The sequence below is a fragment of the Staphylococcus sp. AntiMn-1 genome, from assembly GCF_001663395.1.
Classification (GTDB): Bacteria; Bacillota; Bacilli; order Staphylococcales; family Staphylococcaceae; genus Staphylococcus; species Staphylococcus equorum.
Map to the genome: position 1 here is coordinate 2,325,829 of NZ_CP012968.1, position 25,857 is coordinate 2,351,685.

Genomic DNA, 25,857 nt, shown 5'->3' on the forward strand with positions numbered 1-25,857 from the left:
CTCATAGCTTATGTATTTCTATAAAAATAATAATATAAGAATACTTTCAACAACATAAAAATAAAGAAATCACTTCAATTAATTTGAGAAGTCAATTAATAAACGATTTTAATAAATAGAAAAAGCTTAAAGGTGATGATTTTGTGAAAATAATCACAAAATGCTTTCAAATCAAGTTACTATCTATTATGATGAAAGTGTAGAAGATAGAAAAGCTTAGCGAAAGTAAAAATACGGAGTGATTATAATGAGAAAAGTAATTGAGGAAGTTATTTTTTCAAATGAAAGTAGTTATGATATTTACACTCATACCGGTGTAAACCAAGGTATTATCAATGATATTAAAGATGGATACAGAAGTATTGATTATATAGCTTACGTTGATGCAGAGAAATTATACAATTATGGACTTGCAAAAAAAGTAGCTAGCTAATGATTTATACACTGTGTGCATCGAGTGATTATGGCGTTGAGTAATACCTCTCGTTATAACTGTGCAATAATGAAAGGTATTAGCCAGCTTCTAACATGGTTTTCTCCACAGTATCAACTTTCATGATTTACCGTTCGTCCGTTAGAAGCTTAAAAAAGCCTATACTTACTGTTCATCCAGTAGTATAGGCTTTTGTATTGTATATAAAATGCATACTCAAACGTTATCTTAGTATGAAGGAATCAAATATAGGACTTAAAATTATGTTTAATTTCATTGTAATCATAAACTAAATTATACAAGCGCATACGAATATGGTCTTCGGTAGTGTAAGGTATACGTAAATGGTCGTTTTGTTCTATAAATTTATGAAATTCACGTTCTAATTGTTTACGCTGTGGTATGTTCATATTAATCCATTCTTCTTTATCAAATAATGATTCAAATCGAAAATCAAAGCTTGTTTTACCAATCGTTTCACGTAACTTAGCTAAGCGTTCTTCAAAATTCATGAGCCATCCTCCTTTAAGCATCGAACATATTGCTACTTATATTTATTATATACACCTACTTTATAATGAAATATGTATTCTGACAAGATAACCCAAATTCAATTATTTATTTATCCTTATAACTGCATGATACAATGTGAAAATATAAGGAAAGATTTACCTACATTATAAAGAGAGGAAGTTATAAATGGTTGAATTAAAAAATAAAGTTGCAATTGTTACAGGAGCAAGTAGTGGGATTGGTGCAAGTATTGCGCAAGTACTTTCAAGTCATGGAGTGAAAGTGGTATTGTCAGGGCGTAATGAATCACGTTTAAATGATACTGCCCAACGTATTCAAAAAGCAGGCAATGCTGACGTTGAGACATTAGCAGTGCATATTACAGACAAACAAGATGTTGAGCGCTTAGTCCAAACGGCGAAAGACAAATATGGTCGTGTAGATATATTAATCAATAGTGCTGGTCAAATGCTGTCTTCAGCAATTACAGATGGTGATGTAGAAGCGTGGGATGCAATGATTGATGTGAATGTTAAAGGAACACTTTATGGCATAAATGCAGTGCTACCAACATTTTTAAATCAATCAAGTGGTCATATTATAAATATAGCTTCTATCTCTGGATTTGAAGTAACGAAAAAAAGTACATTATATAGTGCGTCAAAAGCAGCTGTACATGCGATAACACAAGGCTTAGAAAAAGAATTGGCTAAGACAGGCGTTAGGGCAACGAGTATTTCACCAGGAATGGTTGATACGCCTTTAAGTGGAGCAACGGATTGGGGAGAACGTAAAAAATTAGACCCTGAAGATATTGCAGAAGCAGCTATATATGCATTACAACAACCAAGTCATGTCAATGTGAACGAAGTAACTGTACGACCAGTTTAGAAGAATATAAGTGTAGACCCCTAAATTCAAGCAGAGATAGGGGTCTATAATGATAGTTATAGCGATAGACTGAAAGGCGTGATTAAATGGACTTTAGATATTTAAGTGAAGCTGATGTATCACAGTATCGATTACTAAGACTCAGTTCACTCCAGACAGATCCTAATGGCTTTGCTTCTACATATGATAGAGAGATTGAATTTTCGATTGAGAAATTCAAAGTGAGGTTAGAAAATAGTGCTACTCATTTTACTGTAGGGGCTTTTGATGAAGCAACACTGGTTTGTATTGCGACGTTTTATAGTGAGACTTTAGAAAAAATAAAGCATAAAGGTAATTTAGTTTCGGTATATTGTCACCCACGATATAGACGACAAGGTATAGCTGAGCAACTAATCCAACAAATCGTTGATTATGTGGTTGAACAAAATACAATAAAAACAATCAATTTATGCGTGCTTAGTGAAAATAAACGTGCAATTAGTTTATATGAAAAGTTAGGATTTAAACGTTATGGAACTGAACCGAAAGCACTATACGATGGAACTGTTTACTATGATGAGGACTTAATGTGTTTAGAACTTTAAGCTGATTATAAACATTGTGATTAGTAAGTCAGCATTGGGAGAAAATAATAATGGAACAGTATACCAAAACAGAATTACATCTATGTAGGGCACAAATACGCTCGCTTTTAACAAAATGTTAAAAATCGCTGACGCAATTAGAACAAAAAGGAAATCCAAATAGTCGAACGACATTATTAAAAAATAGAATTCAAGCAATAGAAATTGCGTTAATATTGATAGATGAACAATTATAATTGCAAAAATTAGCTAATAAACGCCTCGTACATAAATGATTATGTGCAAGGCGTATTTTTAAGGACTTTAATAAACACACTAAATTATAACCATTCAATAATTTCAATTCGGTTGCCGAATGGATCATAAATATAAAAACGATCTGCACCTTCGAGTTCATCCCCATATATAATTTCAATTGCTTTAAATTCAAGTAATTTTCTTACGTCAGTAGCGTTATGAACGAGAAAAGCAGGATGTGCTTTTTTAGCCGGTGAAAAGTCATCTTCAACACCAACATGTAGTTGTTGGTGACCGACTTGAAACCACACGCCACCATTTAAGGCTAAGTTAGCAGGTTTGGTAATTTCTTTGAATCCAAGTGTTTCTGAATAAAATTCACGAGCTTCTGATTCACGATTGGCCGGGGCAGCAACTTGTACATGATCAATTCCTAAAAAGTAATTTTCCATTTCAGTCATCTCCCTAATATAATTTTATAATATCAAAAGATAATTAAAAGAGCAGTAATTTTATTTATCTTATTAAATAAAGTATATATTTATTTCTTGTAAAAGTATAATTAAATTGCAATTGATAATCAATTTCAATTATAATGAAGGTATTATACAATGGGAGAGGTTATTAATTTGAAAAAAATACTATGTTTAATGTTATGTTTTATAATATTTTTAGCGGCATGTAGTAGTGGCAATGAATCTAATAAATCAGATGCAAAAGATGATAAGGATACGAAATCTTATACTACTGAGGATGGTAGTAAAGTTAAAATACCTAAAAATCCGAAGAGAGTCTTAGTTTTAACAGCAAATTACGGGAACTTAAAAAAACTAGGTGTTAAACCTGTTGGTATTACGAATGTATATCCAGACTCTAAGTATTTAGACATGGGGGAAGTTAAGAAAATTAATCCAGAAAATGTAGAAGCTGTTGCTAAGTTGAAACCAGATTTGATTATTACATATAAAGAAAATAAAAATAATAAAAAATTATCTAAAATAGCGCCAACAGTACCTATAAAAGTACAAAATATGGACTATAAAGATACTCATATTGAAATTGGTAAGTTAGTAAACAAAGAAAGCAAAGCTAAGAAACAAGCTGATGAACTATCTAAAAAGTTAGCAAAAGATGGTGAAGAAATTAAAAAAGCCATTGGGGAAGATAAAACTTTTTCAATTATGGATATTCAAGCAAAAGATATTTATCAATTTGGACCTAGATTTGGACGAGGCAGTGAAGCAATTTACGAAGGGTTTAAACTAAAAGAAGATCCCGAAGCTAAGGAAGCAATGCCAAAAGAAAAATTCATGAAAGTACCTAAAGAAAAATTCAATGACTATTCAGGTGATTACTTACTCTTACCAACAAAAGATGGTGGGAAAGTGAACAATGAATTTGTTAAATCGAACATATGGCATAATAATGAAGCTGTACAAAATGGCAATGTGATCTATTATTCAATGGATGAAGCCATTTATGCTGATTTGATCTCAGTAGAAAAACAAGCAGAATTTTTCAAAAAAGAACTTTTGAAAAACAGATAAAATATAAAGTAAAAGAGAGCGGAAATCAAATTTTGATTTTCGCTCTCTTTTTTATGATTTAAAATCGACTGATAGCAATCATCTTGCTATGTTAGCAAAATTAAAAAGGATTCACATCGTAGTAAAGCAATTGTTAATTTTACCAATTGTCTATATCATTACGTTCGCCTTTGAAGTTATTTGAGGTCTGATGACGTTGTGCTAATACAGCTTCGATGTCTTCAAATTTAATATCTAAAGCATGTAATAATACGAATAGATGATACATTAAATCTGCAGTTTCATTTGTCACTTCATTACGGTCAGACTTCATCGCGCCAATAACAACTTCAAACGATTCTTCTCCAAATTTTTTGGTGATTTTTTCAAGACCTTCATTTAACAAATATTGTGTATATGAGTTCTCTTTATTAGATTGTGCACTTGAAGTTACAGTTTGTTCTAATTGTTGGATATTAAAAGGAACGTCGGTATTAAAGCAACTTTGGCTCCCAGTATGACAAGTTGGACCATTTGGCACAACATCGATGAGTAGTGTATCTTGATCGCAGTCTAAATGAATGTTTTTAACTACTTGCGTGTGGCCAGAAGACTCGCCTTTGGTCCACAAACGTTCTTTAGAGCGAGAATAGAAACAAACAATGCCATCTGCTAATGTTTTGTTATATGCTGCTTCGTTCATATAGCCAAGCATGAGCACTTGTTTTGTATCAACATCTTGCAAAATTGCTGGTAAGAGTCCTTTACTAAAATCAGGTTTTTGTGTCATCTAATGGGAATACCTCCTTGTGCCATTGTTTGTTTTATTTCATCTACAGTGGTTTCTTTATCGTGTAATATACTTGCTGCGAGGCCTGCAGAGACATCTGTTTGTTTAAATAAATCAACAAAGTGATCTGGTTTTCCGCCACCACCTGAAGCGATGACAGGAATATTTACAAGTTGTTCAATATCATGTAAATGTTTCACATCAAAGCCTTGTTTCATACCATCGTGAGTCATGCTTGTGATGAGTAGTTCACCTGCGCCTAATGCTTCTACTTCTTGGACCCAATCATATACACGTTTATCAGTACGTTGTTTACCACCGTGAGTATAGCAATAGTAGTCTTTCAGTTCGTCATCATAATTGCTATCAATAGCGATACAAATGCACTGACTTCCAAATTTTTCACTTGCTTGTTGAATGAACTCTGGATTTTTAAGTGCGCTTGAATTCAGTGAAACTTTGTCTGCACCATGGTTAAGTAGTTGCGATATATCATCTAAAGTAGCAATACCGCCGCCAACCGTAAGTGGAATAAATAATTTTCCGGCAGTTTCCTCAATGACATCAAGTACGAGATCGTGACCAGCTTCAGTTCGAGAAATATCTAAAAAGACGAGTTCATCTGCACCTTGGTCATTGTAATAAAGCGCATAGTCTACTGGATTACCAATATCGCGTAACCCTTTAAATTGAATCCCTTTAACTACGCGACCATCTTTTACATCTAAACAGGGGATAATTCTCTTTTTAATCATGATAATCCCTCCCAAAAATCAGCATTGTGCGCTGCTTTACCGACGATTGCAGCATAGACGCCTAGTGATTCTAACTGTGTTAAGTCTTGTTGGTTTCGTATACCACCTGAAGCGATAATTTGTTTATCAGACGCTGCTACTAATTGTCCTGTTATTTCAAAGTTAGGTCCTTCCAATCGACCATCTTTAGAAATATCTGTATAAATAATACCACCAAGTGGGAAGCGTTCAATTTCGTTAACTAAATCAAATAAATCTAGTTGAGCGTCTTGTTCCCAACCATTGATTTTTACATCACGACGATAAGCATCAACAGAAATGTATATACGATTTGGATACTGATTTGCCATTTGCTCTAACCATGCTAAATCCTGAATACCTTTGGTACCTACAATACAATAATCAATACCGTCATTGAAATAGGCTTCTATTGTGTCGATACTTCTAATACCGCCACCAACTTCCATTGATTTGTCAGTAAGTTGTCGTAACTCTTTTATATAATTTCTTTCAATAGATGATTGTTGTTTTGCGCCGATTAAATCGACAATGTGAATACGATCAACACACTTAAACTGGTTATAAAATTTGATGCTTTCTTCAGCGCTACGTGGCATTTTTTCTTCTGAATCATATTTACCTTCAGTTAGTCGTACACTTGTAGCATTGATTAAATCAATTGCTGGCCAGAGTTTAATCATAATAAGAAACCGCCTTTCAATGCTTGGTTGAGTATTGTTAATCCATCGGCTCCACTTTTTTCTGGGTGAAATTGAATGCCGATGTAGTGTTTATATTGAACAATTGCTGGAATTGGATCACCGTATTCAGCGAAAGCAACGACATGTTCAGACATTTCAGCTTGATATGAATGTACGAAATATACATCTTGTGCCAATTGAGGGTGGTTGCTAATTAAATTATTCCAGCCTAAATGAGGTACAGGATAGTGTGTTTCGATTGGAACAATATTTCCCGGGAAAAGTTTTAAACCTTCGACATTTCCTTCTGCACTCCAATCGTATAAGAGTTGCATACCAAGACAGATACCTATAATCGGTTTATCTGTAATTGACTGTAGCACTGATGCTAAGTCACGTGTTTGTATCGCTTGCATTGCGTCTTTAAAATGACCCACACCAGGTAATATGATGATATCTGCAGCTTCTATTTCACTTTGCTTATCTGTTAGTATCGTTTTATAGCCTAAATGTTCGACTGCACGTTGTACATTTTTAATATTTCCTAGACCGTAGTCTATGATAGCAATCATTCAATCACACCCTTAGAAGAGGGAATGCCTTCTGAATCGTTACTTGCTAAAGCTTCTTTTAGTGCACGTGCAAATGATTTGAATATGCCTTCAATCTCATGGTGCGTATTACCGCCACGTAATAAATCGATATGTGTTGTTAATCGTGCATTAATCACTAATGCACGAAAGAATTCATCTACAAGTTCCGTATCAAAAGTACCTACTTTTTCTTTACTAAAGTCTGCATTAAATGATAAATACGGACGGCCGCTGATATCTACAACTGAGCGTGCAAGTGTTTCATCCATAGGAATATAACTTACGCCATAGCGTTGAAAGCTTTTGCGTTCTTTAACTAATTCTAATAATAATTGACCAAGTACGATACCAATATCTTCAGTCACATGGTGATCATCGACTTCCGTATCACCATTCGCTTCTACTGTAATTGACAATTTGCTGTGAAAAGTAAAGAGGGTAAGCATATGATCTAGAAAACCCACACCCGTATCAATTTTGCTTGTACGTTGATCATCTGCAAGTGAAATACTTAATTGTGTTTCGGCAGTGTTACGTGTTTTTTGATAAATCATATTGAGACCTCCAATTTTTAATGATTGCTGCTAATTCATCTAACTGTTCATCTGTAGCTATAGAATAACGAACATAATCAGCCATTTCGTTTTCGTCATAGACTCTAGGTAGGAAACCGTGCGCTTTAATAAATGCGCCCAAACTTTGTGCTGCAGTTCCTTTTGTTAAAACAAAGTTCGTCGAGGAAGGAAATACGACCATGATATCTGATACTAAGTCATCAAACATATTGCGTAATTTTATAGTAAGTTGTCTTTGATGATTTATAAAATTGTTCAGCATTTCTGTATGTTCAAACATATATAAAGCAATATGCAATGTAATTGTGTTTAATGGGTAAGGGTGTTCAATCCTTTTAATTTCTTGTATTGTTTCGGGCGTACTAATAAGCATGCCTAATCTTAAGCCAGCGATGCCAAATGCTTTTGAAAGTGTACGCATTTGTAAAATGTGGGGCTGCATTTCTATTTGATAAGTATTACCAAAATCTAAATAAGCCTCATCTATGATGAAATAACCACCTAATGTTTTCATTTTATCTCCAATTGCTTTTAAGAACGTCAGGCTATATTGCTTGCCTGACGGATTGTGCGGATTACTCATGATAAAGAACGCTGGCTGAACTTCATCTATACGTTGCAAAATGCGTTCCAAATCGAATGATAAATCTGGTTCAGCATTTACAAATTCAATTGGGCGATCAACTTGATAAGCATAGGCTTGATACATGAAAAAATCTGGGTTCAATGTAAGTGCTGGGCCTTCTGGCATAATCAGCATTAATTTTTGAATTAATTCATCAGAACCATTACCTGCAATAATTTGCTCAGCTGAAAGATTATAATAATTTGCGTAAGCTGCTTTAAAACGTTCATACTCGTCATCTGGATAGAAATTAAATGTTGCTTCTTGAATAATTGTTGCCAATTGTGAATCAGATAATGGACGAAGTGGACTTTCATTTTTGTTGATTCTAATCATTACGTGGCTCCTTTGGTGATCTGATTTCTATAGATTGTTCATGGTTAAAAAGTTGTTCTGTATGAGCGAGCTTACGTGCAGAACCCTCAATTTTTTCAAATGTAGCTTCAGATAAATCAATCACAGAATGACGTGTTAAAAAGTCATTAACGGATAGACCATTGGTAAATCTCGCAGTTTGATTGGTCGGTAAGACATGACTCGGTCCCGCTACATAATCACCGATAACTTCTGGAGAATAATGTCCTAAGAATAGTGCGCCCACATAACGCACATGATTTAGATAATCACGTGGTGAAGCTGTTTGAATTGATGCGTGTTCTGGGGCGATTTGATTCATTAAATCACATGCTTCATTAAAATTATCTACTGAAATTAAAAAATGATTGTTTGTTAAGCTTGCTTCAACGATAGGTTGACGTTCTATTTGGCTTAAAGTTTGTTGGATGCGTTGTTCGAGTTGTTGTAATAACGCTTTATTTTCACTAATCACAAACGTTCTCGCAAGTTCATCATGTTCTGCTTGAGCAAATACATCGTAAGTTACAGCATCTAAATCAGCCGTCTCATCTATGATTAAGGCGATTTCACTTGGACCAGCAATTTGATCAATACCTACTTGACCGAAGAGGTATTTTTTTGCGTAAGCAACATACTGATTGCCGGGACCTACAATTTTATCTACTTTTGGAATTGTTTCTGTACCATAAGCAAGCGCTGCGATACTTTGTGCGCCTCCAACCTGGAATACTCTATCGACCCCTGCAATATAGCAAGCTGCTAAAACAATATCAGGTAATCCTCGGGCTTGCGGTGGTGTGACAACAAAAATATTTTTAACACCAGCTACCTTAGCTAATGTGACAGTCATTAACACAGTTGAAGGATAGCTTGCTTTACCGCCCGGTACATATACACCGACCTGTTCTAATGGATGATACATTTCATAACATTCATTTGTACCTTGTTGTGCTGTAGATTTAATAGAAGTTTGATAAGCTTTAATACGTGAGTGACTTTGCTGAAGTGCATCACGTAATGTATCGTCAATGCGATTATAAGCCGTTTCTAAAACTTCATAAGGAATTTCAAGTTCTGATGTCTCTACATGATCAAGTTGTTGGTTATAAGCTTTTAAAGCTTGGTCACCTTGAAGCTTTACATTGTCACAAATATCCTTAACTAGAGGATATAACCCTTCATTTAATGCGGATTGATTTAAATAGTTCTTTAAAAATGAAGCTTTATTTATAATCAATGAGAGACACCTCCAATGTTTGTATAAAATCATCTATTTCGGCTGATTTTTTAAAATAAGATTGTTTATTTGTAATTAATTTGGCATTAATGTTTTTAATTGTATCTTTTTCAACTAGGCCATTCGATTTTAAAGTGGTGCCTGTTTGGACGATATCTACAATACCATCGACCATATCGACTAAACATGCCAATTCGATAGAACCAGATAGTTTTACTAATTCTACGTCTAATCCTTGAGCTTCAAAATATTTTCTAGCTGTTTTAGTATAAGAGGTAGCTACCTTCGTAAAAGTTGTTGTATCTGGTTTAGCTGCTAATGCAAAGTGACAAGCACCAAAAGGCAAATCAAGTAAATTATTGATTGTGTAATTACCTTCTTCTAAAATGTCACTACCTACGATGCCTACATCTGCAACACCTTGTTCGACATAAATAGGTACATCGCTCCCTTTAACTAAAACAAATTGGATTTCTCCTACAGAGATGAGTAACTGACGCTCTCTCTGTTCCAATGCGCGTACAAGTTCTTGTTCATTTACTTCATTCAAATAAGCAATGAAGCTTTTTAGTAATCTTCCTTTCGCTAAAGCTACAGTAAGCATGATGTTCTCTCCCTTTTTGATTAAAGTATAAAACCAAGTCCAAAGCCTTCTAATTCACCTTTGTAAAAACCACCTGTAAGTTGTTGTGATTTATTATTTTTAAGATGACATCTCATAAAAGCACCTTTGTAATAAGAACGTGGTGGTTGTGGCGTGATATCTAAGTGAATATTAGTAATATCTTGAGATTTAAACCATTGTTCCCATCGGCGTAATGCCTGTATTGTTCGATGATCATGTGGAAATAGCTGACTTAATAAATCAAGTTGTTCTGTGGTCTTGGTAGTGAGTAGTTGAACAACGGGATGCGCTATACCTAATTGAGATGTAAGTTCTGAAATATTACGTTCCTGTATGAGTTTCAATACATCTTCAGTTTGTTCTTTAGGCGATAAAAGTAAATCTATCAGTTGATAATGACCTAAAATCACAAAATCAATATCATCATTTAATGTTGTTTTGATGTAGTCATAAAAGGTGATGAAGTCGTTTTGCATGTCTGTAATTGTTGGATTGTAATGTTCGATGCCTAGTTGAGTATAAACTTCATTATCACGAACAATAGGGCCAGTGTAGGCAACACTTTGATATTGTGGTGGATAATTACTGTAATAACGTAATAATTGATCGGTAAAATCATTGCGTAATGCAAAGATATGATGGTCATGTTGCCAGAAACTGCGCTCAGTCATTTGCTGCAAATCGTCTGTTGTAAGGGTTTGCCATGACAGTGATTCGATAAAACTGAAATCTACGAGTTTGAATTCAGCTTGCTGAAAATGTTTTAAAAAGGCTAATTCAAATTCTTTGTTGTTAATAAGTGTCGTTGTATTCATAATATGACCATCCTTTGTCTTTTTTACTTTGTTACTCTACCGAACTAAAGTGGATTGATAAAGAATACTTTAACATAGTTATTTTTTAAATTCAATAAATATTCTGAAAATAGATATTAGATTTAACTTAGATAACTAAAAGTTTCTTATTAAAGAAGTGGAAGAAAATGATTAAAAAAGAGCGAGACAGAAATCAAAAATTGAAATTAGATTTCTGTCTCACTCCCAGATAGGCTGACTAAAGATGAGCCAACTACTGACAATTCAACATACTAAGTTAAACTGTGACCGTAAGTCACATATTTCATCATTTCGTCTTTTGGCACCATATTTCCACCAGTAGCCCACACGATATGGTTGGCATTTTCTATATGAATTCCTTTATTTTTAGCGTGTTTTGTAGCTTCAGTAAGGCCAGCAAAACCTGAAGCGGCAGATGGTTCGATAAAGATATCTTCTTTCTCACTTAACATATATAAGTAGCGATACATTTGTTTATCATCAACTGTAAATGCGCCATATAAAAGTGTGTTCATTATTTGACCGACTAAACGGGAAGGGCGTGATACAGCAAGCCCATCTGCATCAGTACGTCCGTCTAATCCAATATCAGTCACTGAAATCTCATCGTGCAATTGCGTCATCATTCCTAGTAACATACAAGGTGCATGTGTCGGTTCGGCAAAAATACAATAAACGTGTTCACCAAAGACTTTTTTCAATCCAAAAGCAACACCACCAGGGCCACCACCAACGCCACATGGTAAATAGACGAAAAGTGGGTGGTCAGCATCTACTTGAATATTTTGACTATCTAATTGTGTTCTTAGGCGTAATGCAGCTACAGTATAACCTAAGAATAAATCAGCAGAACCTTCATCATCAACAAAGTGACAAGATGCATCATGTTCTGCACTTTTTCTACCCTCAGCAACAGCAAATTGGTAGTCAGATTGATGTTCTACAACCTCTACACCACGAGCACGTAATAAATCTTTTTTCCATTGACGAGCATCACTAGACATATGTACAGTAACGCTGAAACCAAGTTTGGCACTCATGATACCTATGCTTAAACCTAAGTTGCCAGTTGAGCCAACTGAAACATTATATTTACTGAATAATTCTTTATAATGTGGTTCATCTAGAATACGATAATCATCTGTCCATTCGAGACCACCATGTTTCATTGCTATCGTTTCAGCCAGCTTAAGAACTTCATAAATACCACCTCGAGCTTTGATAGAACCTGAGATAGCAAGATGGCTATCGCATTTCAACCATAACTTCCCGTTAGCTCCATGTTGTTCTGTTTGAGAAAGGTGGTTGTGCATAAAGGGGATGGGCTTCAATGGTGATTCAATTAATCCGTGATCTTTCTCTGTTTCAGGAAATACTTTGCGTATATAACTACTAAATCGTTCGAGACGTAATGCTGCGTCTTCCATATCTTCTATTGAAAAAGGGAGCGCTTCAACTTGATGAAACTTGGGGTTTTCCCAAAAGATAGGTTTATATTGTTGCATATCATTAATTAAAGGGAAATTTTGTTTTAATTTTTCTAATTCAAGCATAAAAATCCTCCTATAATACGAAATCTTTCATTTATTAATTATAGCAAAAATAGTGTGTTAAAATGCGAATGATACGAATGATATCATTTGATGGGTCGTTTAAAAAATATCAAATCAATTATCAACTAGAGTGTCAATAGGAGCGATAATAATGAAAGTGTTTATATTTGGTGCGAATTGTTATTTAGGTAAACAATTAATTAAGAAATTACAAAAGCATCATGAAGTTTATACAAATAATAATATTGTACATTTGAAGAGTGTTTTTGTGGCAACAAATGTATTCCAAACTTATGAATTGCAACGTGCTTTAAAACAAATGCATCATATTATATATATAACGAATAAAGCAGCACTTCCCAATGGATATTTACAAGGACATTCGCATAGTATGCATATGTGGGCTATTGAAAATATATTACACGCCTTACCTTCATGTAGTGACAAGAAGCTCCACATATTGAACGTGGAAAAAAAGTATAACAATCATTTTAAAAATATATTTAATTCGCAAAACGTCAAAGTAATTGATATGTCAGTTTCTAAAGTTATAAATAGAATAGGTAAATGTTCGAGACAAATGCAAGATAAATATAAAAAAGTCTATTCATTTCAACATATGTTACTTACAAAAGAAATCAATGCCATACAACTTGTTGACATGTATGAACAATATTTAAAAGAATGTAGTTTAGGATGGATTAGAATTAAGCAAACAGAGAAACGCTTTGAAATTAGCTTGAAGTTTTTACCATATCCATTAATAAAAATGGAAAAAGCATACAGCTCACCAACCAATTTTATTTTAAAAGTAACAGGCGGTTTACTAGTAAGTAGCAATGGAGGAAAAGATGGAATGCTCGAATTTAGAACATCAGCATCGAGTTATAGATGCGTGATTGGTTTAAATCATTATGAACCCGCATTACCTTGGCTAGTATATTTAGTTTCACAAGCTCCGATACACAAGTGGGTGATGTCTAAACTTTATAATTATGTATGGAAGCATTATTAATATATAATGGCAAGAGCTATTGTATAACAAAAACATAATAAATAGCGCTGGATGCTCACTTTTAAACGGAGCATTCAGCGCTATATTTAATGTAATGGATTATTTTTTGAAAGTGCGACGTATTTTAGAGAACCAACCTTGAGGTGAATTGGCTGATACAACATGAGGTTGTGGTTGCGATACTTCATCTTGAAGTTGTTGACCATAATTCACTGCTTCCTTCATTAAATAAGCTTGAGAGTTTAATGGTGACAAGTTATTTTCAATGTAATGATAACGTCCATGTGAATCTTGAAAACGTCCTTTTTGATTATCAGATAACTGAAGGTTCATATAATCTAATAAACGTTTGGCAATAGCTTTGTCTTCAACAGGAAATAAGATTTCTACACGCTTAATCATGTTACGTGTCATGGCATCTGCAGAAGATAAGTAGATTTTTTCATCTCCATTATTGTGGAAATAGTAAATACGTGAATGTTCTAAAAAGCGCCCCACGATACTTACGACTTCTATATTTTCACTAATACCCGGGATACCTGGTTTCAGACAGCAAATACCACGAATAATAAGTTGAACTTTAACACCAGCACAAGAGGCTTCAAATAATTTAAGAATAATATCTTTATCTGTTAAAGAGTTCATCTTCATTATAATCTTGCCGTTACCATGTTCATGATGTGTTTGAATTTCATTGTCTATACGAGCTAAGAAGACATCTCTAATATCAAATGGTGCAACAATAAGTTTATTATAAACAGGTTTGACTGAATAACCACTAAGATAATTGAAAAAGTTTAGTGCGTCTTCAGCAATTGCATCGTTTGTAGTAATTAGCCCCATGTCCGTATATAATTTAGCGGTTTTATCATTATAGTTTCCAGTGCCTAGATGAATAAAGGAAGTGAGTTTATTATTGATACGTTTGACTACAAGCGCAATTTTACTATGCGTTTTTAAATGGGTCATACCATATATAACATGACAGCCAGCGTCTTCCAACATTCTTGCCCAATGCACATTATTTTCTTCATCAAAACGTGCTTTTAACTCAACAAGTACAGTAACTTGTTTCCCATTCTCAGCAGCGGTTTTCAAGCTATTAATAATAGGGGAATCTTTACTGACACGATAAAGCGTTTGTTTAATAGCAATTGTATCTGGATCTTCAGCGGCTTCACGTATGAAGTCGACAATGGGCTCAAACGATTCGAAAGGGTGATGGAAGAATATATCTTTTTTCAACGATAAATCAAACACATTATGGTTACCTAAAGACTGTGGTGTCTGTGGCACATACTTTTTGTATTTTAAGTGCTTCAATTTATTAGATAAGTGATCAACTAAGTTAGACAGCATCGTTAAATCTAACGGACCGTCTACAAAATAAACCTCATCATCATGTACTTCTACTTGGTTCATAATCCACACAATGTCTTCATGCGTGGCGAATCGTCCATCCACTTCTAAGCGTACAGCAGTACCACGTTTACGTTCCTTTAAAAACCTTTCAATTTCAATGAGAAGGTCTTCCGCACCGTCTTCATGTATAGTTAAATCAGCATTTCTAGTAATTCTAAACGTAAAAGTGTTTAGTACTTCATATCCGCTAAATAATTCATTAATAAAATGCGTAATGATGTCCTCTACCATAATAATGAATTGCGTATCGCCTTTATTTAATGAATAAAACCTAGGTATTAAAGAAGGTATTTGGACAATTGCAGAATTAATCGCATCTTCAGTATCTATATCAACAAAGATATTCAGGCTTTTATTATTTAATTTTGGGAAAGGGTGATAAGCATCTATCCCTAATGGAGTTAATGTTGGTAAGATACCAGTTTTGAATTCTGTTTCTAATTGAGATAATAACGATTCAGGTAATTCATCCGGTTGAACAATTTCAACTTTATGTTGACGTAAATCTTCTACCAATTCATTATAACGCTTATATTGTAAGTCGACATTTTGTTTATTTTTGATATTGATTTGATTAAGTTGTTGTTTTGGTGTTAATTGGGCTTTATTTTCGGGTTTGTCATAACCCATTTTGACTTGGTCTTGTAAACCAGCTACGCGGACCATAAAGAACTCATCTAAATTCGAACTAAATATCGAAACAAAATTAAGTTGCTCAAGCAATGGATTGTTTTTATCATTGGCTTCTTGTAATACGCGATAGTTAAAATCTAACCAACTGAGTTCTCTATTATTGTAGTATTGTGGTAAGTTCAAATCTTTTGCTCCCAAATTTCTATGCATAACTCTAATTACACCTCGTTGTAGTCTGAATATTGTATTTTGCTACGTATAACTTATCATATAAATTTTAAGATTTTGTAAAGATGATAGATAGGTCATCTTTTAAGATTTTTTCAATATGCTTTTTCTGCCTCAAGGATTGATATTCTTCAGCGATAGGCTCACCGTTGTAGTATACAAATAAAGTGTAACCATCATCATTTTGTTGTAATTCTACTTGCTCTACAGAACTCGTATGAGACACATTAAGTGCATTGACAAATTTGATAATGCCCCCTAGAGATTGGATGTTATCCAATTCTTTGCCACGCAACCATTTGGTTTCATGACTAAAGAATTTTAATAATGACTTATTTTTAAAACTAGCAAGTAAAGCGAGCTTCACTCTATTTTCATGGGGAAAACCATCAATCATTGAATTCGCGATAATATAATAGGTGTGCGGTGAGCTTGAATCAGCATCAATAAATCTTCCTAAGTAGTACAAATAAGACCCTTCAGCAAATAGTTCGTATTCTTTTTGAGTTACTTCTAATTTTTTAAAGCCTATTAATTGTTCTAATAATGTTTGTGCTAGCTTCACACGTTGTTTAGCACTTGTTTCCTCAATGCGATATTCGTTAGCTAAATGGTATAGAGCATCTTTACGAATATTCTCTTTTTTAAATTCTTCAGGGTGACGTTCAGAAATTAATTTCATCGCATAACCTTCACGTAGCCCTTTGCGAGAAAATGTGAATTGATTCGCATTAATTCTATTAAATAATGACTTGAAGACAGCTACAGCGGGCAGGATAATGTCTACACGATCTCTACTTAGACCATCTATATCTTTTAAATCGTCATATGAACTTTTTTTAATGATTGAGTACACTTCATCAATATTTTCTTCAGTCATTGCATAGTTGTGAACGCCACCAATAGGGTATGAGTGCTCAGATTGATGAATGCGTGCGACATTACGTGCGGAACCCCCGATACCAACTAAGGTGATTTCTTGATTTTTTAACCAAGAAAGTTGCTCAAATTGTTTAGTTAAAAACTTTTCCATGTTTTTGACTGCTGATTTATCATTATGGTTTTTGCCCTCAAAGAAGCGATGGGATAATGTAACAACACCAAATGGAAAACTATGTGATTCTATTAGTTTTTTATCTTTAAAGAGTGTGACTTCTGTAGAACCACCACCAATATCTACAGACACGCCGTCATTAACATCAGTAGTATGTGTGATAGCATAAAAACCATAAAATGCTTCTTCTTGCTCTGAAATAATTTTAATATTGATTTTAAGTGCTTCTTTGATATGTTTAATAATCTGCTCTTGGTTGGTAGATTGTCTAATGGCTGCGGTTGCTACCGGATGCAATTCATCTATATTAAACTTGTCAGCAACCTTTTTAAAACTGCGCAATGCTTTAGTTAATACTTCAATACCGTCATCCGTCATAGCCAAATCTTCAGTTAAATATTGGCTTAATCTTGCAGGTGTTTTGATATTTAATATTTCATTTAATCCTGTTTTATGATCAAATTCAAAAATAACGAGTCGAATGGTATTTGAACCAATATCTATTAATCCTATACGTTCCATAATTTCCTCCTAAGTAAATGAGGTTATTTTACTTTACTTGTACTTTATTTACCCTTTTCTTACTTTTATATTACAACAATTAGAAAAAAATGTGTTCTAAAATATTTAATATTACTTAATAAAAGTATAACTACACGATGATTATTTCAGAGGTTAATATAATTGAAAGTAAAGAGACAGACACGGAAATATTTCCTTCTTGTCTGTCTCTTTTTTAATAATTTATTTTACATGTAAGGGGCTACCTGGACCAAGCGGCCAACCTAATAGATACCAAGCAATCATGAATAATGGCCACACGATACTTAATATAATTGTATAGGGCATTAGACTAGATAATAATGAACCTAATTTCATATCATTATCATATTTTTGTGCATAAGATAATAGCAATGGTAAGTAGGGCATCATAGGCGTTATTGGATTACTAATAGAATCACCAATTCTATACAACATTTGAGTCAATGCTGGATGGAAACCTACAATGATAAGCATTGGGATAAAAATAGGTGCTAAAATACCCCATTTGGCAGATGCACTACCAATTAATAAATTAATCAGTGCACTTAATAAGATAATACCTAGGATAAGTACAACGCCATTCTGACCTTGAAGTATTGAAGCGCCTTTAACAGCAACGATAATGCCCAGGTTACTCCATTCTAAAAAGGCAAGTAACTGCGCTGCAAAAAACACAATGACGATAAATGAACCCATAGATGACATTGAATCAGCTAACATTTTTCCTAGGTCTTTAGAATTTTTAAATTCTTTTACCATAATGCCATACACTAAACCAGGAACTAAAAATAATACTAAAATAATTAGACCGACACCGTTAATGATAGGTGCATCATTCAATAAACTACCTGTGTTGGCATTCCTCAGAAAACTGTGTTGCGGTATAGCTAAAATGATAAGCAATACAATTAATACAAAAAAACTGATATTTGCCCAAAACACGGCACGGTTTTCTTGAAGTGTGAGCTTTGAATTAGAATCATCTGCTTGAATAGCTGAATTAGAATCATCATATTTACCTAATCTAGGAATGACAAAACGCATAGTAACCCAATATACGGAAGGCAATAAGACGAGCACACTTGCTGCAATAAAGTACCAGTTCATTGCTACGTTGACATGCACACTATCAGAAACAATGCTTGTAGCTGGTTTTGTAAATGCATAAAGTAATGCGTCTGACATACCAATCATGACATTTGCAGAGAATCCTCCAAGTGCAGACGCGTAAGCCATTGCTAAACCCGCAATAGGGTGGTAGCCCAATTTAATAAAGACCATCGCTGCTAATGGTGGTAACACAATCGGCGCTGCATCACCCGCAGCATTGCCTATAATACCTATAATAATAATGACTGGCACAATGAAATTCTTTGGTGCTTTATGTACAACTTGAATCATTAATTTATCGAAGTAACCTGTTTTTTCTGCTACCCCAATACCAAGCATGACTGCAAGAACAAGACCTAATGCTGGAAATTCTGAAAAGTTTTTTATGGCGTCATTCAGAATCATCGACAGTCCATCTTTACTTAAAATACTTTTGATTGCAATCGTATCGCCTGTGCCCGGATGTTTTACGGAAATCTGAAATAATGATACAACCCAAGTAAGTATTGCGAGTCCTACACACATTAAGAAAAATAAAATGCTAGGATCGGGTAATCTGTTTCCAACTTTTTCTACAATATTCAAAAATCTATTTATTAGCGTTGGCTTACCTTTAGTATTCGAAATCATCATAACGACCTCCCTAATAAGTTATCGGTAGTATAACAAATTAAGAATAAAAATAGAATAAATATTCTGAAAACTTTATAATTTTCAAAGTTTAAATATATATAACATATATGAACGTTCGTGTGTTTGTTTAAAAATTCGTTTAAAAAGTATAAAAAAGGAGGGGATAGAAAATCAAATTTGATTTCTGTCCCGCTCCCTTATCCGTATAGCTAGTATATTTGAATCCGTACTATGTTTGTTTTAACTTTACATTTGAATACTGTATCTCAGTTAACTCCTAGATTACCAAATGATTTGGTCAACCACATCGTCATTAAGAGATTTAATAATTTCTGTAACTAAGGCTACTGAATTTTTGTAATCATCTGTGTGTAACACAGAAACATTGGAATGCATGTAACGTAATGCGACCCCAATAGCAACAGTTGGTGTCCCTTCATTCGCTACATGAATACTTCCGGCATCAGTGCCACCGCCAGCAGTAGTGTCTAATTGAATCGTAATATTATGTTTTTTAGCCACTGCTTTAATATGCTTCATAAATCCAACATGACCGATATTAGATCCATCCATTAAAATAACGACAGGACCATTACCAATTGCTGTATCACTTACTTGACCAGACATTCCTGGTGTATCATATGCGACAGCAACGTCTACAGCTATAGCTAAGTCAGGTTTGATTTTGTTAGCTGCTACTTTAGCTCCGCGAAGACCAACTTCTTCTTGAACATTGGCACCTGAGACAAGATTGATGTCAATAGTCTCATTCTTAAGGTTTTGTAATACATCCACTGCAAGGGCACAACCATAACGGTTATCAAAAGCTTTTGCAGTTAAATATTTGTTATTCGCTAATGCTTCGAATTCACTATATGGTGTTATCATATTGCCTAATTCGATACCGAATTGTTGTGCTTCTTTTTTGCTTTTAACGCCAATATCAATAAACATTTCTTTCATATCAACATTTTTTTTACGTTCTTCCGGTGACAATACATGTGGCGGTTTAGAACCGATAATACCTCTGATTTTTTTACCATCATCTGTAGTTACTGTTACTTTTTGAGAGAGCATGACTTGATTCCACCAGCCACCAATAGGGGTGAATTTTAGGAAGCCGTCTTTATCTATTTTAGTCACCATAAAGCCGATTTCATCTAAGTGACCAGCAACCATTAATGTTTTATTACTTGTAGTAGCAGTCTTTTTACCAAAAACCCCGCCTAGATTATCTTCTATGATTTCATCGCTTACTTGTGTTAAATATTCGTGCATTAAAGATTTAACTGCCATTTCGTGGCCTGCAATACCATCAACATCTGTTAGTGATTTTAATAACTTCACTGAATTGTTCATATAATGCCTCCCATTAAAATTGATAACTTTATTTTAACATGAAGTATGCAATTACATAGCATTTTGACTATGAGGGAGAATAAGTAGTGAGGAACGTCGCTAATTGGTTTGAAAAATAAAATTCCTATTAAATTACTCAGACTAAAAGTGTGCATAAAAAGAATAAGCATGTTTCAATATAAATATAGACAAAGTGGAGGGATTTTATATGACAGAAGTTAAACATCTTACATTAGGGTCACCAAATGCGCCTGTTAAAGTGGAATCATTTATAAATTTGGCTTGTCCATATTGTAAAAATTATTTTAAAGCCGCAGATCAATCATTAAAACCACTGATAGATCAAGGTAAAGTACAACATGTAATTAAGCACTTTGATAAAACGAAGAATGGATTATTAAAAGGTACGGTTGCAAATATTCATTTAGATTATCAAAATACTGACGAAACACTAGAAATTATACGTAAATTGTATGATACTCAAAAAGAATGGACAGTTGATTTTGCTACTATAGAAGAGAAAATGCAGAAACAGTTTAACTTATCACCTCAGAAAGAAGCTGATGAACGCTCTATAGCGATTACTGAAGAAGCGGTTAGTCGAGGAATTAAAGGCATACCAACAGTATTTATAAATGATAAGAAATTTGAGTTCAATCCATTAGAAGATGAGCAAAGCACTATAGAAACAAAACTAACGCAACAAATAAATGAAGCAAATAAATAATAAAAAGCTCTATTACTTTGAAAAGCAGTTTAATTACTTTTAAGTAATAGAGCTCTATTTATGTCATCGATGTTGATCAATTAATTTCAGTTTATAATCGCGTATTGATTGAACACCGCCATCTTTATTTTTAATAATGAGGTGGTCTTTAGATATTTTTGTAGGTGACTCCACACCGACTGCAGCAGCTATATTAAATAATCCTTCGTGTAAACTTGTTACAAAATTAGTGACACGATATTTTTTCTCATCGACAATTAGTCCTCTTTCGAGTTTAGGATCCGTAGTAGCTACGCCTACTGGACAAGTATTCATGTGACATTGTTGACTCATGATACAGCCGACACTAATCATCATGCCACGTGCCACGTTCACTAAGTCTGCGCCAAGTGCTAAAGCAATTGCGATTTTATCTGGCGTGATAAGCTTTCCAGATGCGAAGATTTTAACACGGTCACGTATGCCATGCTTTTCAAGCATTGAAGTTACAATAGGCAAAGCCGTAAATAAAGGTAAACCAACACCATCTTGCAATTCTTGGAAGGTTGCACCAGTACCGCCCTCACCCCCATCAACGGTGATGAAGCTAGGATATTGATTTGTCTCAACCATAGTTTGTACAAGTTTTTCTACTTCTGAAACTTTGCTTACAACAATTTTAAAGCCAACCGGTTTTTGAGCTTGTTGCTTGAGCTGAGTTACCCAATTAAGTAAAGATTCTGGACTGTTAATGCTATCAAAGCGGTTAGGCGAATTAATTGTTTTCCATGGTTCAACCTTACGTATATTTGCAATTTCTTCAGTTACTTTATTACCTTGCATATGCCCACCACGTGTTTTGGCACCTTGTGCGAGTTTTATTTCAAAGGCTCTAATCTTATCTCTATGTGCTAACTCGAGAAAAGCATCTATATCAAATACGCCTGCTTTATCACGTACTCCGAATAATCCCGGTCCAATTTGAAAGATGAGATCCACATCTCCAGAAAGATGGTGTTCTGATAATCCACCTTCGCCCGTATTCATCCAAGTAGCTGCTTGACCAAGTCCTTGAGACAATGCATTGATTGCATTACTACCTAATGCACCATAGCTCATACCAGATTGACCAACTAAGCGCTTAGGTTTGAATGGGTGCTTAAGTTCTGCACCTAAAGTGACACGATTTTCTTCTGATATATAGTAAGGATTAAGTTCAGTTTGAATTTTATGTTCATCACGATTGAACAGACGTTCATTATCAATTTCATAGATAAAAGAAGAAATCATAGGTGACTGATCAATGTGTAATTCTGATGTTTGTAAAGGAAACATTGTATTTTGTATATAAAAGCCATCTTTATAATCTTCTTGTGTACCAAAACTCGTCATTCTAGAATTATATTTTCCAGCTAATACGATGTTAGTAAAATCATTTCTGGAAAATGGTTTACCTTTCGTATCCGCTAAAAATAAATATTGACGGAGTTCAGGACCAATTTTTTCTCCAAAATAGCGAACACGTGCAAGTAATGGGTAATTACGTAATACACTATGTTGCTTTTGATGCTTATCTTTAAATAGTAAAAATCCCCCAATAATTAATACACTTAATAAAATTAGCACTATGATGATATTTACGATGAATTGTAATATTGTCAAAATTGCCATGTAACATCCCTCCCCATTTACATATATACTACAACAAAATGCGCATTTTACAATATGATACCTACTATAAAGTAGGGCTGACCAATATACTAGAGCTGGGAATAGCTGACGAATAAATATATTATAAAATGTATATAAGTAATTTAAATCATGGTATATTCATTGTATACAACGATAAGGAAGGTGTCATATGGCTAAACAGTCAACTCATGAGATAAAAAAAGAACACAATGAAAAAAACATATGGAACAATGACAAGATTGTAAAAAGAGATTTTTGGCTATTCCCTCTATATATTGTTGCTAATAATATAGTTCCTATTATTTTCTTTGTTTTAATATATGGAATATATTCTATTATTGATATAAAAAATGAATCGTTTGTTACTGATGAAAATATATTAATCATGAGCGCAGTCATTGCAGAAATAATCATTCTATATAGCTTTTATGCAATGCATAAAAAAGATAAAATGCTATCGATTGCAATGGATAGGTTTAAAAAAGTACCTCGATATCTATTGATGATTATGGCTGCATATCTATTAATTTTAATTTTAAATTCAACATACGCTTGGTTAATGGAATTTTTGCCTAAGTCATTACAATATAATGAAACACAAAATCAAATATTCTTAGAGGAAATGTTCGCTGATAACAGGATGTTACCATTTTTATTTATTGATATTGTGATTTTAACGCCTATTATTGAAGAACTATTATTTAGGCATTTAATCATCCATGAACTAGGTAAAAAAATTACATATGGTTTTGCTACAGTCCTTTCAATTGTATTGTTTGCAGGTGTTCATGTGATTGGTGCCACATCTCCATTTGAGATAGGCTCCTATATTATTATTGCCCTGGCGATTGCTTTTGTTTATTTAAAGAGTGGTATGAATTTAGCGCTGGCTATAACGTTGCATGCTGTAAATAATTTAATTTCATTCATAGCTATTGTTTTTATGAAATAAAAATAAGTAAATGAAATTTGTTGAATGACATATTAATTATTAGGTGAACGTCTGATCCCAACGCATTGCATGAAAAGGCTATTAAAATAATTGATTTAGGGAATAAATAAGATGAAATGATTTATAATTTAAGGAGGGCAGATGATGTTAGAAGTTAAAAATGTTTCTTACAAAATAGGCAATAGATACATCATCGATAATATCAATTTGAAAATAGAAAAGGGAGATACAATTGCTATTATAGGACCTTCTGGAAGCGGTAAAAGTACATTGTTGCGGTTGCTTAATAATTTAATTAGTCCAACGCAGGGTGACATATATTTTAATGGCAAAGCTTATGAACAAATTAAACCTGAATCATTACGTATGGACATTAGTTATTTATTACAAGAAAGTGATTTGTTTGATCTTACAATAGGCGATAATATGGCATTTCCTGCTGTAGTTCGAGAGGACAAATTTGATCGTAAAAGAGCTAAGAAGTTATTAAAAGCTGTTGGTTTAGGTCACTATAATTTTAATACAAGTGTAGAGCATCTATCAGGTGGAGAAAGACAACGTATTACAATTGCTAGACAATTAATGTATAAACCTCAAATACTATTATTAGATGAAGCAACAAGTGCATTGGATACGCAAAATAGTGAGAAAGTAGAAGACCTCATTTTCAAGCTTGCTGATGAAGGTGTTGCAATTTTATGGATTACACATAGTACGAATCAGAGTATTAGACATTTTCAAAAAAGAATTCGAATTGTTGATGGCAAAATAGACAAACAGGAGGATTTATAATGAGTACAACAGCTTTAGTGTTAACAGGGTTACTCCTAATCTTTCCCATGATTGTCTCTTATAAAGAAAAATTACATATTATTAAAGATTTACTCGTGGCAACAACACGAGCTGTCGTTCAACTTGTTATTTTAGGGTATCTTTTGCACTTTATATTTGATGTTAACCAAAAATGGTTACTCTTACTATTTGTATTTATTATCATTATTAATGCTTCCTGGAATACAATCAGTAGAGCATCACCAGTGATGCATCATGTGTTTTGGATATCTTTTGCAGCAATATTTATTGGTGTTGCATTACCATTAGCAGGCGTCATCATAACAGGTGCTATTCAATTCAAGCCTAATGAAGTCATTCCGATTGCAGGTATGCTTGGAAGTAATGGACTAATTGCTATTAATTTGGCTTATCAGAATTTAGATAGAGAATTTGTTAAAGAGATGAGTAGAATTGAAGCTAAATTAGCGCTAGGTGCTACACCGAAACTTTCTTCAAAAACGACAATACGAGAAAGTGTAAAGACAGCAATCGTCCCAACAATAGATTCTGTTAAAACATATGGTATTGTATCTATACCTGGTATGGTGACAGGGTTAATTATTGGTGGTGTTGACCCATTAGAAGCTGTGAAATTTCAATTGATGGTTGTATTTATTCATACAACAGCAACAATCATGTCAGCACTAATTGCTACATACTTAAGCTACAAACAATTTTTTAATCATCGCAATCAATTGATAGGACGTCACTTGCATGTTGAACAACGCTAATTTTTATAGAAGAAACTCAGTCAGGGAGCATCTAAAATAAGATGTTCCCTTTATTCATTGTTGTTTTTAACTTTATGAGCTAATTAATGAATATTGCGGTACTTTGTGAAT

General features: G+C 33.8%; 26 protein-coding genes. 9 read left to right on the plus strand and 17 right to left on the minus strand.

The features are described from left to right. The first annotated feature begins 247 nt into the window (after positions 1 to 247). Positions 248 to 433, plus strand: coding sequence for a hypothetical protein (locus tag AOB58_RS11125; protein WP_002506720.1), 186 nt, complete (start codon positions 248 to 250; stop codon positions 431 to 433). Positions 434 to 675: 242 nt separating this feature from the next. Here the strand turns inward: AOB58_RS11125 and AOB58_RS11130 are convergent, their stop codons facing one another. Continuing rightward, positions 676 to 945, minus strand: a complete 270-nt coding sequence (locus AOB58_RS11130) for a DUF1413 domain-containing protein (protein WP_002506721.1) — start codon at positions 943 to 945, stop codon at positions 676 to 678. Between the two features lie 187 nt (positions 946 to 1,132). Here AOB58_RS11130 and AOB58_RS11135 point away from each other — a divergent pair, with 187 nt between their 5' ends. Continuing rightward, positions 1,133 to 1,837 carry an SDR family oxidoreductase gene (locus tag AOB58_RS11135; protein ID WP_064783441.1) on the plus strand — a complete coding sequence of 235 codons (705 nt, stop codon included), beginning with the start codon at positions 1,133 to 1,135 and terminating at the stop codon, positions 1,835 to 1,837. Positions 1,838 to 1,923: 86 nt separating this feature from the next. Next, positions 1,924 to 2,424 (plus strand): GNAT family N-acetyltransferase, encoded by a 501-nt coding sequence (locus AOB58_RS11140; protein WP_064783442.1) that lies wholly within the window; start codon positions 1,924 to 1,926, stop codon positions 2,422 to 2,424. Between the two features lie 320 nt (positions 2,425 to 2,744). On the opposite strand, the gene AOB58_RS11145 is transcribed toward AOB58_RS11140, so the two are convergent. Then, the gene (locus tag AOB58_RS11145) at positions 2,745 to 3,113 is read right to left on the minus strand and encodes a VOC family protein (protein ID WP_021338567.1); all 369 of its coding nucleotides are present in this window, start codon (positions 3,111 to 3,113) and stop codon (positions 2,745 to 2,747) included. 198 nt (positions 3,114 to 3,311) lie between these two features. On the opposite strand from AOB58_RS11145, the gene AOB58_RS11150 reads away from it, so the two are divergent. Beyond that, on the plus strand, positions 3,312 to 4,208 hold the full coding sequence (locus AOB58_RS11150) for an ABC transporter substrate-binding protein (protein WP_159319060.1): 897 nt from the start codon (positions 3,312 to 3,314) through the stop codon (positions 4,206 to 4,208). Between the two features lie 139 nt (positions 4,209 to 4,347). Here the strand turns inward: AOB58_RS11150 and hisIE are convergent, their stop codons facing one another. The 10 genes from hisIE to AOB58_RS11200 form a co-directional block, all read right to left on the minus strand. Continuing rightward, positions 4,348 to 4,977, minus strand: a complete 630-nt coding sequence (gene hisIE, locus AOB58_RS11155) for a bifunctional phosphoribosyl-AMP cyclohydrolase/phosphoribosyl-ATP diphosphatase HisIE (RefSeq protein ID WP_021338565.1) — start codon at positions 4,975 to 4,977, stop codon at positions 4,348 to 4,350. Beyond that, the gene (hisF, locus tag AOB58_RS11160) at positions 4,974 to 5,732 is read right to left on the minus strand and encodes an imidazole glycerol phosphate synthase subunit HisF (RefSeq protein ID WP_021338564.1); all 759 of its coding nucleotides are present in this window, start codon (positions 5,730 to 5,732) and stop codon (positions 4,974 to 4,976) included. The genes hisIE and hisF overlap by 4 nt, the downstream gene beginning before the upstream one ends. After that, positions 5,729 to 6,433 (minus strand): 1-(5-phosphoribosyl)-5-((5-phosphoribosylamino)methylideneamino)imidazole-4-carboxamide isomerase, encoded by a 705-nt coding sequence (gene hisA, locus AOB58_RS11165; RefSeq protein WP_002511518.1) that lies wholly within the window; start codon positions 6,431 to 6,433, stop codon positions 5,729 to 5,731. Before hisA ends, hisF begins: the two co-directional genes overlap by 4 nt. Further along, complete coding sequence (hisH, locus tag AOB58_RS11170; protein ID WP_064783443.1) at positions 6,430 to 7,005, minus strand: imidazole glycerol phosphate synthase subunit HisH; 576 nt, start codon at positions 7,003 to 7,005, stop codon at positions 6,430 to 6,432. The genes hisA and hisH overlap by 4 nt, the downstream gene beginning before the upstream one ends. After that, the gene (hisB, locus tag AOB58_RS11175) at positions 7,002 to 7,580 is read right to left on the minus strand and encodes an imidazoleglycerol-phosphate dehydratase HisB (RefSeq protein ID WP_021338562.1); all 579 of its coding nucleotides are present in this window, start codon (positions 7,578 to 7,580) and stop codon (positions 7,002 to 7,004) included. Before hisB ends, hisH begins: the two co-directional genes overlap by 4 nt. Then, positions 7,558 to 8,562, minus strand: a complete 1,005-nt coding sequence (locus AOB58_RS11180; RefSeq protein WP_021338561.1) for a pyridoxal phosphate-dependent aminotransferase — start codon at positions 8,560 to 8,562, stop codon at positions 7,558 to 7,560. Before AOB58_RS11180 ends, hisB begins: the two co-directional genes overlap by 23 nt. Beyond that, positions 8,555 to 9,817, minus strand: coding sequence for a histidinol dehydrogenase (hisD, locus tag AOB58_RS11185; RefSeq protein WP_371988347.1), 1,263 nt, complete (start codon positions 9,815 to 9,817; stop codon positions 8,555 to 8,557). The genes AOB58_RS11180 and hisD overlap by 8 nt, the downstream gene beginning before the upstream one ends. Then, complete coding sequence (gene hisG / locus AOB58_RS11190; RefSeq protein ID WP_002506734.1) at positions 9,807 to 10,424, minus strand: ATP phosphoribosyltransferase; 618 nt, start codon at positions 10,422 to 10,424, stop codon at positions 9,807 to 9,809. Before hisG ends, hisD begins: the two co-directional genes overlap by 11 nt. Before the next feature lie 20 nt (positions 10,425 to 10,444). Then, a complete protein-coding gene (locus AOB58_RS11195; protein WP_002506735.1) occupies positions 10,445 to 11,260 on the minus strand; it encodes an ATP phosphoribosyltransferase regulatory subunit in 816 nt (271 codons plus the stop codon). 272 nt (positions 11,261 to 11,532) lie between these two features. Beyond that, positions 11,533 to 12,834 (minus strand): D-serine ammonia-lyase, encoded by a 1,302-nt coding sequence (locus tag AOB58_RS11200; protein WP_021338559.1) that lies wholly within the window; start codon positions 12,832 to 12,834, stop codon positions 11,533 to 11,535. A 151-nt stretch (positions 12,835 to 12,985) separates the two neighbouring features. Here AOB58_RS11200 and AOB58_RS11205 point away from each other — a divergent pair, with 151 nt between their 5' ends. Next, positions 12,986 to 13,849: a hypothetical protein gene (locus AOB58_RS11205; RefSeq protein WP_021338558.1), complete on the plus strand. Its 864-nt coding sequence runs from the start codon at positions 12,986 to 12,988 to the stop codon at positions 13,847 to 13,849. 99 nt (positions 13,850 to 13,948) lie between these two features. Here the strand turns inward: AOB58_RS11205 and AOB58_RS11210 are convergent, their stop codons facing one another. From AOB58_RS11210 to AOB58_RS11225, 4 genes are all read right to left on the minus strand, one after another. After that, positions 13,949 to 16,114 carry an RNA degradosome polyphosphate kinase gene (locus AOB58_RS11210; protein WP_021338557.1) on the minus strand — a complete coding sequence of 722 codons (2,166 nt, stop codon included), beginning with the start codon at positions 16,112 to 16,114 and terminating at the stop codon, positions 13,949 to 13,951. A gap of 67 nt (positions 16,115 to 16,181) precedes the next feature. Then, complete coding sequence (ppx, locus tag AOB58_RS11215; RefSeq protein ID WP_064783445.1) at positions 16,182 to 17,711, minus strand: exopolyphosphatase; 1,530 nt, start codon at positions 17,709 to 17,711, stop codon at positions 16,182 to 16,184. Positions 17,712 to 17,930: 219 nt separating this feature from the next. Beyond that, positions 17,931 to 19,469, minus strand: a complete 1,539-nt coding sequence (locus AOB58_RS11220) for an AbgT family transporter (protein WP_064783446.1) — start codon at positions 19,467 to 19,469, stop codon at positions 17,931 to 17,933. Positions 19,470 to 19,754: 285 nt separating this feature from the next. Beyond that, positions 19,755 to 20,831, minus strand: a complete 1,077-nt coding sequence (locus tag AOB58_RS11225) for a M42 family metallopeptidase (RefSeq protein WP_021338555.1) — start codon at positions 20,829 to 20,831, stop codon at positions 19,755 to 19,757. Between the two features lie 208 nt (positions 20,832 to 21,039). Here AOB58_RS11225 and AOB58_RS11230 point away from each other — a divergent pair, with 208 nt between their 5' ends. Beyond that, entirely contained in the window at positions 21,040 to 21,558 is a 519-nt protein-coding gene (locus tag AOB58_RS11230) for a thioredoxin domain-containing protein (protein ID WP_002506743.1), read from the plus strand. 63 nt (positions 21,559 to 21,621) lie between these two features. Here AOB58_RS11230 and AOB58_RS11235 read toward each other — a convergent pair whose 3' ends face one another. After that, positions 21,622 to 23,208 (minus strand): FMN-binding glutamate synthase family protein, encoded by a 1,587-nt coding sequence (locus tag AOB58_RS11235; protein WP_064783447.1) that lies wholly within the window; start codon positions 23,206 to 23,208, stop codon positions 21,622 to 21,624. Between the two features lie 190 nt (positions 23,209 to 23,398). Here AOB58_RS11235 and AOB58_RS11240 point away from each other — a divergent pair, with 190 nt between their 5' ends. The 3 genes from AOB58_RS11240 (at position 23,399) to AOB58_RS11250 (ending at position 25,746) form a co-directional block, all read left to right on the plus strand. Beyond that, a complete protein-coding gene (locus tag AOB58_RS11240) occupies positions 23,399 to 24,181 on the plus strand; it encodes a CPBP family intramembrane glutamic endopeptidase (RefSeq protein ID WP_021338553.1) in 783 nt (260 codons plus the stop codon). 141 nt (positions 24,182 to 24,322) lie between these two features. Then, positions 24,323 to 24,973 (plus strand): ABC transporter ATP-binding protein, encoded by a 651-nt coding sequence (locus AOB58_RS11245; protein ID WP_031265854.1) that lies wholly within the window; start codon positions 24,323 to 24,325, stop codon positions 24,971 to 24,973. Next, on the plus strand, positions 24,973 to 25,746 hold the full coding sequence (locus AOB58_RS11250; protein ID WP_064783448.1) for an ABC transporter permease: 774 nt from the start codon (positions 24,973 to 24,975) through the stop codon (positions 25,744 to 25,746). Before AOB58_RS11245 ends, AOB58_RS11250 begins: the two co-directional genes overlap by 1 nt. The last annotated feature ends 111 nt before the right edge of the window (positions 25,747 to 25,857 follow it).